Raw genomic sequence first — 15,046 nt, 5'->3', positions numbered from 1 at the left:
GACTCATTCTCAAGCCCTCTTTTCACGGAGCCACTCATGAACCCACTGAAATTGACCCTGGCGCTGAGCGCCCTGCTGATTGGTGCCCAGCCGATCCTGGCCCAGGCTTCGCCGCAAGCCACCCCAGACGCAGCCGTGCAGGCTGCGTTCCCAACGACGAGCTCATGGAAAGGGGCGGTGACGCTGCCGAACCAGAAGGAACTCAGGGTCGAACTGCGTCTGCAGCAGGTCAACGCGCAATGGCAAGGCAGCATCGCCATTCCTCAGCAGGGCGCCAAAGACCTGTCCCTCAAGGACATACAGATCGAAGGCCAAGACCTGCGCTTCAGCATCGCGGACGTGAAAGGAAACCCGACCTTCATCGGGCGTTTCGATGCAGCCGGCCGGACGGTGAAGGGTGAGTTTTCTCAGGGGCCGGCCAAGATGCCCTTCGAGCTGAAGCAGGACCTCGGTGCAGCCGATAGCCAGGCCTCCACACGGGTGACGGAGCTGGCCCCGGCCGGCACCTCCGACACCTCGCGCGAGTAGGCCATGGCAAGCAAGCATCTCGTATGGGCCTTGAGTCTGGCCCTGATTGGCGCTGCGCCCAGTGGGACGAACGCCTCCGCACCCACCACCGTACCGAGTGCCTTGGCCGGCTTTGAGCAGGACGTGGAGAAAATCCGCCAGGACTGGCAAGTTCCGGGCGTGGCGGTCGTGATCGTCCAAGGCGATCAAACCCTGTACGCCAAGGGCTTTGGCTGGCGCGACGTGGCGCGGCGCCTGCCCATGACGGCCGACACCTTGATGCCCATCGGCAGCGCCAGCAAGGCGTTCACGACGGCGCTGATGGCTGGTTTGGTGGAAGAAGGCAAGCTCGCCTGGGATCAGCCGGTGCAGCGCTGGCTGCCGGAGTTCAAGCTGCATGACCGGGTGGCGAGCGAGCGGCTGACCCCGCTGGACCTGGTCACCCATCGCAGCGGACTGCCGCGGCATGACGCGCTTTGGTACAACGCCCAGCGCTCGCGCCAAGACTTGCTGCATCGTTTGCAGTACCTGGAGCCCAGCAAGGATCTGCGCGCGGCATTCCAGTACAACAACCTGCTGTTCATGGTCGCGGGTCATCTGACGGAGCGTGTGAGCGGGCAGTCCTGGGAATCCCATGTCACCCAGCGCCTGCTGCAGCCGCTCGGCATGAGGCGCAGCAACTTCAGTGTCGAACAGACCCGCGAGGATGCCGATTTCTCGCAGCCTTACCGTCTTGCCAAAAACGGTGAGCCGCAGCAAGTGGCGTTTCGCGCGCTGGATGCCATGAATCCGGCCGGGGGTCTCATCACGTCGGCGAATGAAATGGCAGCCTGGCTGCGCCTGCATCTGAACAAGGGGCGGTTTGAAGGCCGGCAAGTGCTGAGCGCCGCCAGCATCAACGCGCTGCAGCAAGCCCACATCAGCACCAGTGCCGAAAGCAGCCCGGATGTGATCGAACGCGGCTACACACCCGGCTGGTTCAGTGACGTGTATCGCGGGCATTTGCGCCTGCATCATGGCGGCAAGATCGACGGCTTCTCCGCGATGGTGATGTGGCTGCCGCAGGCTGGCGTCGGCGTTGCTGTGCTCAGCAATCTTGAGGGTTCGCCGGTGCGCGAGTTTATTGCCCGCAATGCGGTGGATCGCCTGCTGAAGCTGGAGGTGCGTGACGGCAGCGCGCAAGCTCTGCAAGCGCGCGCCGCACAAAAGCTCGAAAAGAAAAAGGGATCTCCCCAAGCCCCAGGCGTTCGCAAAGCCGGCACCCAGGCGAGCCATCCACTGTCTGCTTACCTTGGAGATTATGAGCATCCGGCTTACGGCACGGTCTCCATCACCGAACGAGCGGGTGGCTTGCACATGAGCCTGAACGGCAATGGTGCAAATCTGGTGCATTGGCACCACGACAGCTTTGTCGGTGAGTCCGCCGATGCAGGGGAAGATGCGGTGCTGGCCAAGCAGCGCTTGCAGTTCCTCACGGACCGCGATGGCGAGCCTGGGGCGCTGCAGATGGCGCTGGAGCCGGCCGTCAAGGACGTCGTGTTCCAGCGCAAGAAGGAAGCGCATCTGAGAGATCCGGCATTCCTGAAGAAGCTCACCGGCACCTTCGTGTTCGACGGCCAGCGCGAGTTCAGCATTGGCTTGCAGGACGACGCGCTGTATGCGGAGATGGCGGGCCGCCCGCGCTACGTCCTGCAGCCGGTGCGCGGGTATCGCTTTGAGCTGCAGGGCTTGAGCGGCTTCAGCATTGAATTCAAGCCCGGCAAGGATGGCCTGTTCAATCAAGCCGAGATCGCGCGACCCGGCAGCAGCTCATGGGCGACCCGCAAGTGATCGAGGGCATCAGGGCCGCAGGGCTGCTCGCATTCAGCGCCGCTCCAGCCGCAGCTGCAAGGCCTGGCTGGGCCGCAGGGTGATGTCCAGGCGCGGCGTGGGCGGCGGCAGATCCGGCACCGGTGCCAAGCGGTGGTGCTGCAGGATCAGGGCGCCGATCACCATCATCTCGGTCGTGGCGAAATGGCTGCCCAGGCAGACGCGCGGGCCGGCGCCGAAGGGCAGGTAGGCGCCGCGCGGGATCTCGCCGTGGCCGCTGCCGGGATCGAAGCGCTCGGGGCGGAAGGCCTCGGGCTCCTGGAACCAGCGCGGGTCGCGCTGCGTCAGCGCCGGGGTCAGGCGGATCATGGCCTCGGGCGGGATTTCGAAGCCGGCCACGCGCACCGGCGTGCTGGCAATGCGCGTGAGCAGGGCGGCGCCGGGCGGGTAGAGGCGCAAGGTCTCCTTGATGCTGCGGCTCAAACGCGGCAGCTGGGGCAGATCGGCCGCCGTGGGCGCGCGCCCGGCAAGCACCCGGTCCAGCTCCTCGGCAATCGCCTGCTGCTCCTGCGGATGGCTGGCCATGCACCAGCCCCACCAGGTGAGCGCGGCGGCCGTGGTTTCGTGGCCGGCCAGAAAGGTGGTCATGCATTCGTCGCGCAGGCCGCCTTCGTCAAAGCCGCGGCCCTCGGGGTCGCGGGCCCGGATCATCATGTCCAGCAGGTCGTCGTGCGGCATGTCGTCCTCGCGGCGGCGCGCCAGCTCGCGGCGGATGAAGCCATCCAGCGTCGCCAGGGCACGCCGCTTGGGTGCTTTCCAGGGCGCCCACAGGGGGCTGCTGACGGGCCAGTAGAACTCGCCCATGGCCACCACGCTGAGCACATGCACGGCCTCGGCGGCAGCGCGGCCCTGGGCCTCGTCGCTGCGTGAGAACAGGCTGCGCAGAATCACCTCCATGGTCAGCTGGGTCATGGCGGCTTCGAAACCGAAGGCCTCGCGGCCGGCACCTTCCCAGCGCTGCAGGGCCTGCTGTCCGGCCGCCACCATCAGCGGCAGCAGGGCGTCCACCCGCTTGGGCGCAAAGCCCGGCTGCAGCATCTGGCGCTGGCGCTTCCAGGCACTTCCTTCAGCCACCAGCACGCTCTGGCCATGGGCCGAGGCAAAGATCTCGGTCGCGCGCGGCCAGCGGATCAGCTGCTCGTGCGAGGCCACCAGCAGCTCGCGCACATGCTCGGGGTGCAGAAAGCTGTAGTCGCGGTAGACCATCAGGCGCTGCTGCACCACATCGCCCCAGCGCTGGTGCCAGCCTCGCACCGTGCCGAGATAGTCCCGGCGCATGGCGCGCATCTGCTGAAAACCGATGCCGGCCGGGCCGGGCGGCCGCGCCGCGCTTGATGTGGAAGTGGCCTGGGCGGCCTGGGTGGCCGCAAAAGAAGTTTCGGGCTGCTTGCACTTGTCCATGGCGCGCATGATGCGCTGGCGGCACACCCCCGTCTTGAACGAATTCGACATGGCCCTGGGCTTGTGCGCAGAGCGCCATCGACTCGGCAGGGTGCCACCGTCTGGGCCCAGCGCTTCCGGCCGCGCGAGCTTGTCCCGCGCCTGCCTACACTTCCGCCATGTCCGCCGATCGCCACCCCGACACCGTTGCCCTCCTGCTGGTGCCCAGCCTGGCCCTGTCCGGCTGCCTGCGGGCCTGCCTGTGGCGCGACACCACGCGGGCGAGCGGCACGCTCAGCGAGGCACAGCGCGAGAGTCACTTCGCCGCCACCCCGCTGTGCGGCCTGACTTGGACCCTGCAGGGTGGCGGCTGGGAGGTGCTGGAGGGTGGCGCGCTGCTGCCCATCGAACACCGCGCTCTGCTCGGCGGCCCGCGCAGCCGGCCGGTGCATTTCCGCTCGGACGGCGGTGTACGCAGCTTCATGGTGGCCTTGCAACCCGAGGCCTTGCACGTGCTGACCGGCCTGGATCTGTCCGCCTTGCTGGATCGTTATGTGGCGATCGAGCAGCTGCTGCCGGGCGAGGACTGGCGCCAGCTCAACACCCAGATGCTGGCCGCGCGCGACGAGCAGGAATGCATGGCGCTGCTGGAGGCCTTTTTCCTGCCGCGCTGGCGGGCGCTGCAGCAGGAGCGGACGGCCGCCCCCGAGCGCGGCCGCTACCGCGACTGGATGCAACACCTGGCCCTGCGCGCCATCGCCGGCGGCCATGGCGCCAGCCTGCGCCAGATGGAGCGGCGCATCAAGCAATGGAGCGGCCAGAGCCTGCGCGCCCTGCGCGGCATCAGCCGGGCCGAGGCCACTTTCTTCCAGGTGCGCCGCGAGATGGAGGCCGGCGAGGTGGTGTGGAGCGCCCTGGCCCAGGACGCCGGCTACACCGACCAGGCCCACCTCTGCCGCGAGACCCGCCGCGTCACCGGCTTCAGCCCCGAGGAACTGCGCCGGCGCATCGACGAGGAAGAGGCGTTCTGGCCGTATCGGATCTGGGCCTGAGTTCAGCGCACACCCTTTTGGGGGTATGACGGATTGGTAATAACCCGCTGCTAGCATGCGGCGGCCTCACGGGGAGGCATTTGTCATCGAGAAGTAAAACGAATGAAGAAAGCAATCGCCATGGCTGCAATGGCCATGATCTGCGGGGGAGTGTCAGCCGCCGAAGTATCAACTTACCTTGGCGGAGATTTTGGGTCCAGCAAACTTGAACTGAATCAGCAATCTGAGACCACAAGCAGCTTTGGTGCCACCCTCGGCTACCGGTTCAACGAGTACCTTGCCGTCGAACTGAAGGCGCAACGACTGGGCAACTGGAGTCTGGATGGAACGAGTTACCGAGCCGGTGCCTTGAAAGCCTCGGTACTGGGCATCTTGCCGGTCAGCCAGCACGCCCACCTCTTTGGCCGCATCGGCTACGGGCGCAACACCTTGGAGGCATCCGCCGCTTCGTCCAAGAGCTCGCTGAGCAGGAGCCAGCTGCTGGTGGGTGCCGGCTTGAGCTATCAATTCAGCCCTCAGTGGAGCGCTCGCTTTGAACTCAATCACCAGGGCGACCAGCCCATCAGCTACAGCTTGGGCCAAGCCCGGGCGACCGTGAGCCAGTACAGCCTGGGGCTCAATTACGCCATCTGAGTGCGCCGGCGTGTCGAGCAGGAGGCGGAGTTTGGCCGGGTGAGGGGTGAATCTTTGGGTGAACAGGTGAGCGGGTGAACCACACGCGGCTGCGCCGCCCATTCACGACTCACGATTCACCCATTCACCTGCTCACCTCGCCAACAGCTGCCGTCTTCCTCGCTGCAGAAGGACGCCAGCAAGGCCGTGTCCAGGGCCTGGCCCGGCAGGGGCAGCTCTTCGTTGGGCCAGCGTTTGACCAGATGGCCGTTGGCCACGCCGCCGGCATGGAGCGCTTGGTAGGCACGGCGGTGCTGCATGGTCACGCCGGCGTTGGCATTGGCGATGATGCGGCTCTCGCCCAGCTGCCAGGGTTCGAAGTAAGCGTCGGCCAGGCGATCGACCTCGCGGAAGTAGGCGCGTGCGCCTTCGGCGTCGAGCTTGCGGCGCACGGTGCGGGTGATCTGGCCTTGCAGCTGGTCCAGCGCTTCATAGCTCATGGCTTGCACGGCGGCCGGCGAGAGATCGCGGCCCTGCATCAGCGCCTGCAGCGCCGGCGCCGCTTTCAGCTCTGCGGACAAGGCCAGCACCATGGCCGACACCACGGCATGGTGAGGCGCCACGGCGGTGGCGATGGAGCGGGTCTGCGGCTGATAAGGGCAGCGGATCTCGACAAAACGCGGCTTGGTCGGGCCCGAGCAGCCGTCGTGGTGGTAGTACTCGCCCTGGCTCAGCCGGCCCTTGCTGGAGCGGCCGCGCACATCGCGGTAGCTCGGGTGCCGGCTGTCCAGGTTCAGGCATACGACCAGGCCGGTGGCATCGGCCAGCTGGAAAAAGGGCTCGCGCCATTCGGGCTGCAACAGGATCTCGTGCAGATAGTCGCTGGGCGCGATCGCCGCATCCGCGGCCTCGGGCTCCAGGCCCTCGATCACCAGCACGAAAGGCTTGGGCCGGCGCACGCGCCAGCGGCGACCGGCGAAATCGAGGATGGAGGATGCAGACATGAGGGAGCGGGAGTGGCGAGGCGCCGCGAATTTTAGGCCCCCGCCTTGGCCTGCCCCGGACCGAGACGCCGACGCGTCTATTCGAACTGCAGCTCGACGCTGAAGTTGGCCGTCAGTGCCGGCAGCACACCCGGCGCCGAGGTCCAGACGCCCGCCCAGGTCTTGCCTGTGACGGTGCCGGTCCAGACCGAGCCGTTGCCATCGATCAGCTGCAGCGCGGTTGGCGTGGCGGTGCCGGAAGCGCTGAGCGGGCCGCCGACCTGGGCGATCAGGAACACATCGCTGCGGCCGTTGCACGTGAGCTTGTTGGCCTCGCTGGGCGTGCAGACGGTGTTGCTGGTCTTGTCAAAGTGGGTCGAGTAGCGGCTTTTGTTGCTCTTCACCTCGATCTTGCCGGCGGCATCCAGGGCCAGCCAGACGCGCAGGGCGGCCGGGTTGTCGGCCGGCGGGCCGCTCCAGCTGGAGCCGGGCGCTTGCCCGGGCACATTGCCGTCGCCGAACAACACGGGCACGGCAAAGCTGCCCGCACCGGTGCCGCTGGATGTGGCGGTGGCGACCTTGGCCCAGGTGCCGGTCCAGCTCAGGCCGCTCAGCATGCCGCTGAAGGTGTAGCCCTGGGCGTCCGGACCGGTCATCAGCAGGGTGGGCGTGCTTGCACCTTGCGCAGTGAACATGCCGTGCTGTGAGCTCTGGGTGATGCGGCTGGATGCGCCCACGCAGTTCTCGGCATTGGCCGCGCCGTAGGTGCAGAGCGCTTGCAGGCTGCCCTTGACCTTGTGAAAGTCGTAGGCGCCGCCGCTGATGAGGCCTTGGGCATCCAGGCTGAAGCTGACGCGCAGCGGGTAGCTCTCGCCCCCGTTGACCGACAAGGTACCCACGGCAGGCAGGGCGGCCGGGGCGCTGGAGCCGCCGCCGCTGGGGAAGGCAAAGCTGCTCAAGCGTGTGAGGGAGAAGGCGTGGCCGTCGGGGTCGATGCCTTTGACGCTGCGGCCGTCGGCCGACAGGGTGGCGCTGAAGCTGCCGGGCTGGTCGGCGCTGTTCAGGGCCAGGCCCTGGAGCGTGATCGTGCCGTCGGCGGCGCGGCTGGCGCCCATCACCGTGGCGAAGTCTCGCGGATGGTTGTTGCTGTCGGTTCGCTCGAGAAAGCTCGTGCTGCTGCAGTTGGCATCGCTGTGCTCACGCACGATGGAGCGCGCGAACTGCACGCGATTGGCGCTGACCTTCTGGATGTCCCACACCCGGAGCCGGCCCTGACCATCGCAGGGCATCTGCCAGAAGCCGGTCAGGGTGTCGGTGGCGATCAGCACCAGCGGGTTGGCGTTCAGGCTCGAGGCCTGGCTCCAGAAATGGGTCAGCGCGGCGCTGTTGGAAACCAGGGTGAGTGCCGGCAGGTCTTTGCTGAGGCTGCTGCTCAAGCTGCTGCCTGGCTTGGACAGATCGGCGGCGCTCACCAGCTTGGCGGCAGTGTCGGCCGCGATGGTGATGCCGTTGGCGGGGTTGCGATCGCTGTCCAGCGACTGCAGGGCCACCAGGATGTTCTGGACTGCAGCCGGGTCGGTGCTCAGGTCCGCCGGAGTGACGACGGCGGGGGCGCTGGAGCTGCCCAGCGTCAACGCGCCGATCTTGAAGCTGACGGTCTTGCCCTCGGGGTAGCTGAACTGACCTTGCGCATCGGTGACGCCGACCTTGGCGCCATCGACCCACACCTCCAGGCCCTGCACGGCAGAGTCCGTGAACACGCCGGTCTTGACCGGCACCGGCGTGGGTGCCGGTGCGGGTGCAGGCGAGGGCGAGGGGACCGGAGCGGGTGTGGGCGAGGCACTGTCGCCGCTCCCTCCGCCTCCGCCGCAAGCGGACAGCAGACACAGCAGCGAGGCTGCCGCCAGCCCAGCGGTCCAAGCCGCTGTGCGCTCCCTTCTTGCCGCAGCCCGGTGCGGCAGCGGCCTCGCGGCGGGTCGAGGGCAGCTTGTGCTCAGCGAGCTTTGTGTGGGCTTGGTCGGGTGCTTCATATCTAGCGTGGCTTTGCGGCATGGGCCCATGCCTGGAAGGTTGCCCGCCGCTGTGGCAGGCTTGTGAGGTGAGAGTCACAAGCCGCCAAAAGCTCAGCCCCTGAAGTGCGGGGGCGGGAAAGCACGGGGGTCAGGTCTTGCGGCTGCCTACCAGGCGTCAAGGGGGCAGGGCGCCGGGGGGCCGAGGCTCATGCGCAGTGGGTCAAGGGCCGAGGATCAGGTTGACGCTGAAGCTGCCTGAGCCGGTCAGGCTGGAGTTGGGCGTGGCCACCTTGGTCCAGGTTCCGCTCCACACCATGCCCTGCACCCGGCCGTTGAAGCTGTAGCCGTAGGAATCGGCCGCCATGTTCAGCGTCACATCGGCGTTGCTGCCGTTCTTGTTCAGCGGGCCGCTTTGCGTGGCCGGGCCAAAGCTGTTGCTGGCGCCGATGCAGCTGATGTCGCCGCTGAAGGTGCAGGGCGTCTGCGTGCCCTTGAGCTTGTGGAAGTCATAGCCGCCGCCGGTCAGCTGGCCGGTGCTGCTGAGCGTCAGGTTGACGCGCAGGGGGTAGCTCTCGCCATCGCTGCCGATCAGCAAGTTGCTGCCGGGGCCGGCCGGCGCCATATTGCTGGTGTAGACGTTGACGCGCCAGCCGCTCACCCGCGCGGTGCTGCCCACTCCTTCCAGCACGACCATGCGGCCCTGGCGGTTCTGCAGCAGCTTCCACTCGCGCACCGTGCTGCCGCGCTGCAGGCGCAGGGCGCCGTCCGCCGTGAGGCTCCAGCTCAGCGGGAAGCGGGTTTCGCTGCCGTCCGGGTTGCGCTGCACCTGGTTGCCCACCCCGCGGCTGCCGATCTCGAAGGAAATTTCGGGCGCAAAGCCATGCTGCCAGCGGCTGTAGATCCAGGGGCTGTCGCTGAAGACCTGGCCTTCCACGCCCACGGCTGCCACTTCATGGGCGCGCCGCGTGGCGCCGTCCTGGGTGTCCACGGCGATCAGGTACTTCATGCCCAGGCTGTCGTCATTGGCCAGCTCGGCATAGCTGCGTTCGAACACCGGCGTGCTGAGGATGAATCGGCCCTCGCTGAGGTGCCATTTGAACTGCGTGCCGCTGCGCAGCAGGCGGGCGGTGTCGGCGCCGGTGAATTCGAGGATGTCGGCGCCATGGCCATCGTCGATGGACTGCACGCCGGCGATGCGCTCGCCCACTTGGAAGCCCCCAGCCAGCGGCGTCAGCTGTTTGGCATCGCTGGCCTTGACCAGGCCTGAGGCCGTCCACTGTTCCTTGCGGATCTGGCCCGCTTGCGGGCCGCTGAGCACCTTCTCGCGGGTGCGCAGGCTCAGCGCCTGGGTGCCGCCGTCGAGGTCACCGGTCAGCTGGCGAAAGCGCAGGCCGGTGACCTCGTAGCGCAGCTGCACTTGCACCTGCTGGCCGGTGCCGGGGTCGAGCTCGCTGGTGACGCTGGTGCGGCCGTAGGGCTGGTCCAGCGTCAGCGTGACGCCCTCGGCATCGGCAACCCAGCTGGCCGATTCACCGAACTGGCTGTTGAGTACGCGCGCCTTGCCGTCCGGCTGGAAGTCGATGACGAAGCCTCCCGAGGTGTTCAGCGTCTGCACCGATTGCACCAGGCGGAAGGCCTGGCTGGGCGCAAAGCTTGGCGCGGCGGCACCAAGGCCCTCGCCTGCGCTGACCTCGCGCAGCGCTGCCTGATACGCGCTGCTGTTGCTGCTGGATTGCTGGTTGAGGAAAGCGCTCACGGCGCCAGAGGCCTGGCCGACCAGGGCGGCGGTGTCGGCAATGCCGGCGGGCAGGGCGGCGCCCTTGTCCACCACCAGCTTGATGGCCAGGGCCATGTCCTGCAGGCGCTCGCCCGAGACCTGGCGGCTCAGGCTCTTGATCTGGGCCAGGGTGGTGGGCAGCTGGTTCTGGTTGGCCTCGCGCATCAAGACCTGCAGCGCTGTGCTGTAGTGGCTGATCGTGGTGCCGGCGGCCTGGCTCGCACCCAGCACCCCGTCCTTGTCCGCCAGCTTGGCCAGGCTGGCCAGGTCGCCCAGGCTGCTGCTCAGCCTGACATGGCTTTGCGCTCCGGCGCCGCTGGCGCTGAGCTGGATTGCCTCGCTGACGCTGTCACTGAGCACGGTCAGGCGATAGGCGCCATTGCCATCGGCCGTGGCGCTGAAGCTCTTGCCACCCACGCTGGCGCTGACCTGCGCATTCGCGATCGGCCCGTCGCTGACCAAGCCTTGCAGGGTCAGCGCCGCCTGCACCTTGAGGTTGATGTTGATGCTGGCCTTGCCGCCGTCCTCGGCCTGGGCGGTGTAGCTGAAGCTGTCAGGGCCCACATAACCGGCCACCGGCGTGTACTCCAGCTCGTTGCCGACGATCTTCACCGTGCCATGGCTGGGGGTGCCCACCGCCGCCAGGCTCAGGCTGCCCTTGCTGGCACTGTCATTGGCCAGGGGCTTGAGCACAAACGCCTTGTTCCAGGGCAGGCTGGCTTCGTCGGCGCTCAGGGATAGGGCAATCGGCGCGGGCGCTGGGGCAGGCGCGGGGCTCTCGCCACCACCGCCGCCACAGGCGGAAAGCAACAGCAGCGGTAGCGGCGCCAGCGCTGCCGGCAGGCCCAGGCGGGCCGGTCGCGGCGGGGCCGTGAGAGGACGATGAGAAAGACGGGGCGACAGTTTCGGATGCATGTGCAGCTCAACTCACAAACAAGGCTCGGCATGGGCCCATGCCTGAAAGGCTGCCCACCGCTGTGGCGGGCTTGTGAGGTGAGAGTGGGCGGCCGGAGAAACCTCAGGCCCTGAAGTGCGGGGGAGGGAAAGCCCTGGGGTCAGCATCTGTTGTCCTGGCTTCTGAGGTCTGCAGTGGCGCGCACACCAGTCTGAATCGCCCCGGATTCAGTAGACACCTTCGAGCCTCAAACTGAGGCTCAATAGGAGGTGCCATGAAGACCAACCAACCCTACCCCGAAGAATTCAAGATCGAGGCGGTCAAGCAGATCATGGAACGTGGCCACAAGGTGGCCGACGCGTCGGCCCGGATCGGCGTCAGCCAACACAGCCTGTATAAGTGGATCAAAGCTTACGGCGTGGCCAAGCCTGAACGGCAGGCCCAGGCAACGCAGGCCGAGGAGTTGCGCCGCTTGAAGGCCGAACTGCCGCGCGTGACCGAGGAGCGCGACACCCTGAAAAAGGCCGCAGCGTACTTTGCCAAGCAATCCGGGTGAAGTACGCGTTCATCAAGCGGCACGAGCAGCAGCACAGCGTGCGACGCATGTGCAAGGTGATGCAGGTGCACCCCAGCGGCTATTAGGCGTGGAAGGCCGAGCCGCAAAGCCCGAGGGCAAAGGACGACCTGCGCCTGACGGGTTTGCTCAAGCAAGCCTGGCTGGAGAGCGGAGGCGTGTAAGGGTATCGCAAGCTGACGCTGGACATGCTCACTGCTGCGGGAGGGGGCGAGTCATCTCATCTGCTTGCCACTGAGTGATCGAGCCGGGATTCGGCCCCGGATTCGGAGGCGCCCATATGCCTTGCCAGGAAGTCCTCCAGTGCCATCAGCAGCTGTTGCCTGTAGGCGAAGTGGCTCAAATGGTGGTCGCCGCGTTGTTGGGTGATGAACTCATACGTCTTGTTCGCAGATGCCAATGCCTCGGCCATCTTCTTTGAGTGCTGGTACTCAACTTGGCGGTCATGTGTGCCGTGTATCAGCATCACTGGCGATTTGATTTTGCTCGCCTGCATGCAAGGTGACACGTCGAGGAGCCGTTGTCGTTCAGTGCGGTAGTCGCCGACCAGGCGGGCCATGGTTTCCCGTTGGGTGCGCCGACCATGTTCCTCTGCCCAGTCATACAGATCGGTGACGGGGGCGAATGCAAAACCGCAACGGTAGAGGTGAGGCGTTTTGACCAAGCCCATCAAGGCGGCATAACCGCCATAGCTGGCGCCGACAATACCAACGCGACGTGGATCAGCCCAACCTCGTTTGACCAAGTCCGCCACGCCGTCCTCGAGATCTTCCTGCATCTCCAGCCCCCAGCGGCGCCAGCCTGCCTCTAGGTGCTTGCGGCCGTAGCCGGAGGAGCCTCGAAAATTGAGTTGCATGACAAGATAGCCCCGGTCAGCGAGGAAGGCGGCCCAACTGTCGAATTCAGGTCCATCGGCAGCTTGCGGCCCGCCGTGAGGCAGAACAATCAGCGGAATGCGGCTGAGCGGCGAAGCCTCAAGCCCGGGAGGCCAGGTGAGATAGCCGTGGAGCTCCAGCCCGTCTCGTGCCTTCACTTGAATGCTGCGTCTTTGCCCAAGCGCTTGGCCATTGAGTTCGGGGTAGGACTCTGCCAGCTTCCTTAGCTTGAGGTCTTCGTCAAGGAGCACCAGATAGGTTTGAGCGGGTCGGCCGGGCTCGTCGGAGATGAGGACATGCGTCTTTTCATCATGAGAGTTGCTGTAGACCTCGTTGAATCGCCCAGGCAGCGAGGCATCGATGCGCTTCTGCAGCTGCTTGTAGCGATCGTCCCAGTAAAAAGCGGATGAGTCCCCGAGTGCTGATACTCGGATACCGATCGCTTCTCCCTTGCGGTCGTGAATCAGTCGCCCTCTGAGCTCATAGCGCGGGTGTGACAGTTTGAGAGTCGGCTCGGCCTCGGCCTGCCGCAAGTCCAAGGTGAAGACGGATGCCAAGCCATCACTCAGCCCGTTGACATAGAGAATGTTCGGATCCAGCCCGAAGCCCATGGGATACCAGTAGCCGGCATCAAAGAAGCTCGCTTTGTTCAGCAAGCGCCAGTTCTTTCCAGAGGGGTCGCAGACCCATACGGTGCGCTCGCCTGATTCGGTCGAGCCGATCCCGATACGAACCTTGTGTGCCTGGTCGGTCATCCAATCAAAGACCCACTCTTTGGCGTCGCCATACGTTGAACGCTCAGCCGTATAGACATTCACCTTGAAGACCGAGGGTTCGATGTGGCGGACACTGGATGGCAACGTCAGCAGGATGTGCTGTCCATCTTCCGGCAACCAGTCGATGACGTTGTCTTGCTTGATTGCCCAGTACAAGTCTTTTGCGCCTGCACCCCGAGTCTTTATGAGATTGAGCAAACCGCTTCCATCGGCATTGATGGCGTGCAGACGCGACTCGGTGGTGTTGAAACGCCCGATCAAACCGGGATCCCGGTTGGAGGGGTAGCTGGCGCTGAAAACGAGGCGTTCGTTGTTGACCCAATGGATCCAGTTGATCGAGTACTCCAAGTTGTTTGAGCCGACCAACTCAGTGAACGTGTCGCCACCTACAGGCCGGGTGACGATGACCGATTCGTTGTTGTTGTTCGTAATGGCCGCAATCAGCTTGCCGTCGGGGGAGACAATGACTTGTTCGAGCAGTGGGCGCCTTGCAAAGTAATTCAAGGGCAAGGGCTGCCGAGAGGTGGCGTTGGCAGCGCACACCTTGCGCGCGGGTGAAAGCGCTAAGGAAACAAAAACACTGCCCAGCTGTAAACAAGAACGACGCCTCATCGCTTCTTCCTAACAATACGCTGCAAGTAATGAATTATGCAGAGCTATTCAGATTGGGGCTTTCCCTTGGCATTGAGTTCTTCCGGTGGTCGGTATGGCAGCTAGTCAGAAGTTTTGAGGTCTGAGGGAAGAAAGACCGAAAGCCATGGGATTTGGCTGCATCGCCTTCAAGTTGTCGATGCTCTCAGCAAGCCTGGGCATCCACGCTGAGGGGCAGGGCATCACTGGTGTCGACCCACGGCTTTCGTCGCTGCGCCGGCGTCGTCCCCCACACTCCACGCGTGTGCGACAGCGCGCATGACAGGTGCTGGTAGGCAGGTGTCGGGTGGGCTTTTGGGGATGCATGCTTACGTGACTGCAGTGGGTGTAAGACCGTTTCGTCTTGTGAAGTGTCCCGGTGCGCCGCTTGCACCTCAAGGGTGGTGCCGGCTATCGAATGGTTCGAACTCGGCCAAAGGGAATGAGGGGAAGCTCAGCTGGCGGCTGCTGGATCTTGTCGGCCTGTCGTTGCGGTAGGCCTGGTCGACGCGTCTTCCGGTCAGGAAATTGGTCGAGCTCGTGGCTGCCAGTTCCAGATCACCGTTCTCGCCACAGCGGGGTTGGCGGGTGTCCATCCCGGCCAGCACCCAAGTGCCCTTCTCATGCTGCGCGAAGCGGTAGATCGTGACATGGACGCCGCAGGCCGACCTGGCGTTGATCTGCAGCGAAAAGCGGCGCTCCGACTGGGCCTCGATGATTTCGAAGTCGGTTCGGCCGCTGGCGTCGGAAAAATCGAAGGGCTGGGATCGTGCAAGTTCCCGCAGGCCCCCGCTGCCAGGGACGCGTTCCAGCACAAAGATCAAGGCCTGGCGGCCACGGCCTTCCTGCCCGAGTGCAATGCCGAAAACGCGATGCAAGGATGGAGATCCTTCGTCGGTGGACAAGTGCTGGACTTCAGAGCCCTGGAAGCAGGCTCTGGCATAAGCGTCGACGCTGGCGTGGATCTCACCACCGCCTCTGGTGGCCGCACGGGCCTGCGTGGCCATCCCGATAAGAATCAGGGCCAGGCTTGTGACGACCAGTGCGCGGCGGCTTGGCGAGTGGCCGGCTTGCCGATTGCGGATGGGTTGTTTCATGTGAGTA

General features: G+C 65.4%; 10 protein-coding genes and 1 pseudogene. 5 read left to right on the top strand and 6 right to left on the bottom strand.

What is annotated here, in order from left to right; genetic code table 11:
• Window positions 1-51 precede the first annotated feature (51 nt).
• Both AC1Q6P_RS03835 and AC1Q6P_RS03830 read left to right on the top strand, forming a co-directional pair.
• Window positions 52-528 (top strand): hypothetical protein, encoded by a 477-nt coding sequence (locus AC1Q6P_RS03835; RefSeq protein WP_492663315.1) that lies wholly within the window; start codon window positions 52-54, stop codon window positions 526-528.
• Between the two features lie 3 nt (window positions 529-531).
• A complete protein-coding gene (locus AC1Q6P_RS03830) occupies window positions 532-2,337 on the top strand; it encodes a serine hydrolase (protein ID WP_492663314.1) in 1,806 nt (601 codons plus the stop codon).
• 33 nt (window positions 2,338-2,370) lie between these two features.
• On the opposite strand, the gene AC1Q6P_RS03825 is transcribed toward AC1Q6P_RS03830, so the two are convergent.
• Window positions 2,371-3,828 carry a cytochrome P450 gene (locus AC1Q6P_RS03825; protein ID WP_492663313.1) on the bottom strand — a complete coding sequence of 486 codons (1,458 nt, stop codon included), beginning with the start codon at window positions 3,826-3,828 and terminating at the stop codon, window positions 2,371-2,373.
• Between the two features lie 107 nt (window positions 3,829-3,935).
• On the opposite strand from AC1Q6P_RS03825, the gene AC1Q6P_RS03820 reads away from it, so the two are divergent.
• Window positions 3,936-4,808: a helix-turn-helix domain-containing protein gene (locus tag AC1Q6P_RS03820; RefSeq protein ID WP_171826555.1), complete on the top strand. Its 873-nt coding sequence runs from the start codon at window positions 3,936-3,938 to the stop codon at window positions 4,806-4,808.
• 102 nt (window positions 4,809-4,910) lie between these two features.
• A complete protein-coding gene (locus tag AC1Q6P_RS03815; protein ID WP_492663312.1) occupies window positions 4,911-5,441 on the top strand; it encodes an outer membrane beta-barrel protein in 531 nt (176 codons plus the stop codon).
• A 116-nt stretch (window positions 5,442-5,557) separates the two neighbouring features.
• On the opposite strand, the gene AC1Q6P_RS03810 is transcribed toward AC1Q6P_RS03815, so the two are convergent.
• The 3 genes from AC1Q6P_RS03810 to AC1Q6P_RS03800 all read right to left on the bottom strand — a co-directional run bounded on the left by AC1Q6P_RS03810 (window position 5,558) and on the right by AC1Q6P_RS03800 (window position 11,107).
• Window positions 5,558-6,424 (bottom strand): hypothetical protein, encoded by an 867-nt coding sequence (locus AC1Q6P_RS03810; RefSeq protein ID WP_492663311.1) that lies wholly within the window; start codon window positions 6,422-6,424, stop codon window positions 5,558-5,560.
• Between the two features lie 77 nt (window positions 6,425-6,501).
• Entirely contained in the window at window positions 6,502-8,163 is a 1,662-nt protein-coding gene (locus AC1Q6P_RS03805; RefSeq protein ID WP_492663310.1) for a hypothetical protein, read from the bottom strand.
• Window positions 8,164-8,635: 472 nt separating this feature from the next.
• A complete protein-coding gene (locus AC1Q6P_RS03800) occupies window positions 8,636-11,107 on the bottom strand; it encodes an Ig-like domain-containing protein (protein WP_492703056.1) in 2,472 nt (823 codons plus the stop codon).
• A gap of 254 nt (window positions 11,108-11,361) precedes the next feature.
• On the opposite strand from AC1Q6P_RS03800, the pseudogene AC1Q6P_RS03795 reads away from it, so the two are divergent.
• Window positions 11,362-11,822: pseudogene (locus tag AC1Q6P_RS03795) on the top strand (transposase); the annotation flags it as partial.
• 59 nt (window positions 11,823-11,881) lie between these two features.
• On the opposite strand, the gene AC1Q6P_RS03790 reads toward AC1Q6P_RS03795, so the two are convergent.
• Window positions 11,882-13,924, bottom strand: coding sequence for an alpha/beta hydrolase family protein (locus tag AC1Q6P_RS03790; RefSeq protein WP_492663308.1), 2,043 nt, complete (start codon window positions 13,922-13,924; stop codon window positions 11,882-11,884).
• Between the two features lie 413 nt (window positions 13,925-14,337).
• Window positions 14,338-15,039, bottom strand: coding sequence for a hypothetical protein (locus tag AC1Q6P_RS03785; protein ID WP_492663307.1), 702 nt, complete (start codon window positions 15,037-15,039; stop codon window positions 14,338-14,340).
• Window positions 15,040-15,046: the final 7 nt, after the last annotated feature.

It is taken from the genome of Roseateles sp. GW835-FHT13E02 (assembly GCF_058794035.1).
This window is presented reverse-complemented; position numbering and strand designations above follow the sequence as displayed.

Excerpts from the sequence above, each read along its gene's own strand:
- AC1Q6P_RS03790 (WP_492663308.1), bottom strand. The coding sequence starts at position 13,924 with ATGAGGCGTCGTTCTTGTTTACAGCTGGGCAGTGTTTTTGTTTCCTTA.
- AC1Q6P_RS03815 (WP_492663312.1), top strand. The coding sequence starts at position 4,911 with ATGAAGAAAGCAATCGCCATGGCTGCAATGGCCATGATCTGCGGGGGA.
- AC1Q6P_RS03785 (WP_492663307.1), bottom strand. The coding sequence starts at position 15,039 with ATGAAACAACCCATCCGCAATCGGCAAGCCGGCCACTCGCCAAGCCGC.
- AC1Q6P_RS03800 (WP_492703056.1), bottom strand. The coding sequence starts at position 11,107 with ATGCATCCGAAACTGTCGCCCCGTCTTTCTCATCGTCCTCTCACGGCC.
- AC1Q6P_RS03810 (WP_492663311.1), bottom strand. The coding sequence starts at position 6,424 with ATGTCTGCATCCTCCATCCTCGATTTCGCCGGTCGCCGCTGGCGCGTG.
- AC1Q6P_RS03820 (WP_171826555.1), top strand. The coding sequence starts at position 3,936 with ATGTCCGCCGATCGCCACCCCGACACCGTTGCCCTCCTGCTGGTGCCC.
- AC1Q6P_RS03830 (WP_492663314.1), top strand. The coding sequence starts at position 532 with ATGGCAAGCAAGCATCTCGTATGGGCCTTGAGTCTGGCCCTGATTGGC.
- AC1Q6P_RS03825 (WP_492663313.1), bottom strand. The coding sequence starts at position 3,828 with ATGTCGAATTCGTTCAAGACGGGGGTGTGCCGCCAGCGCATCATGCGC.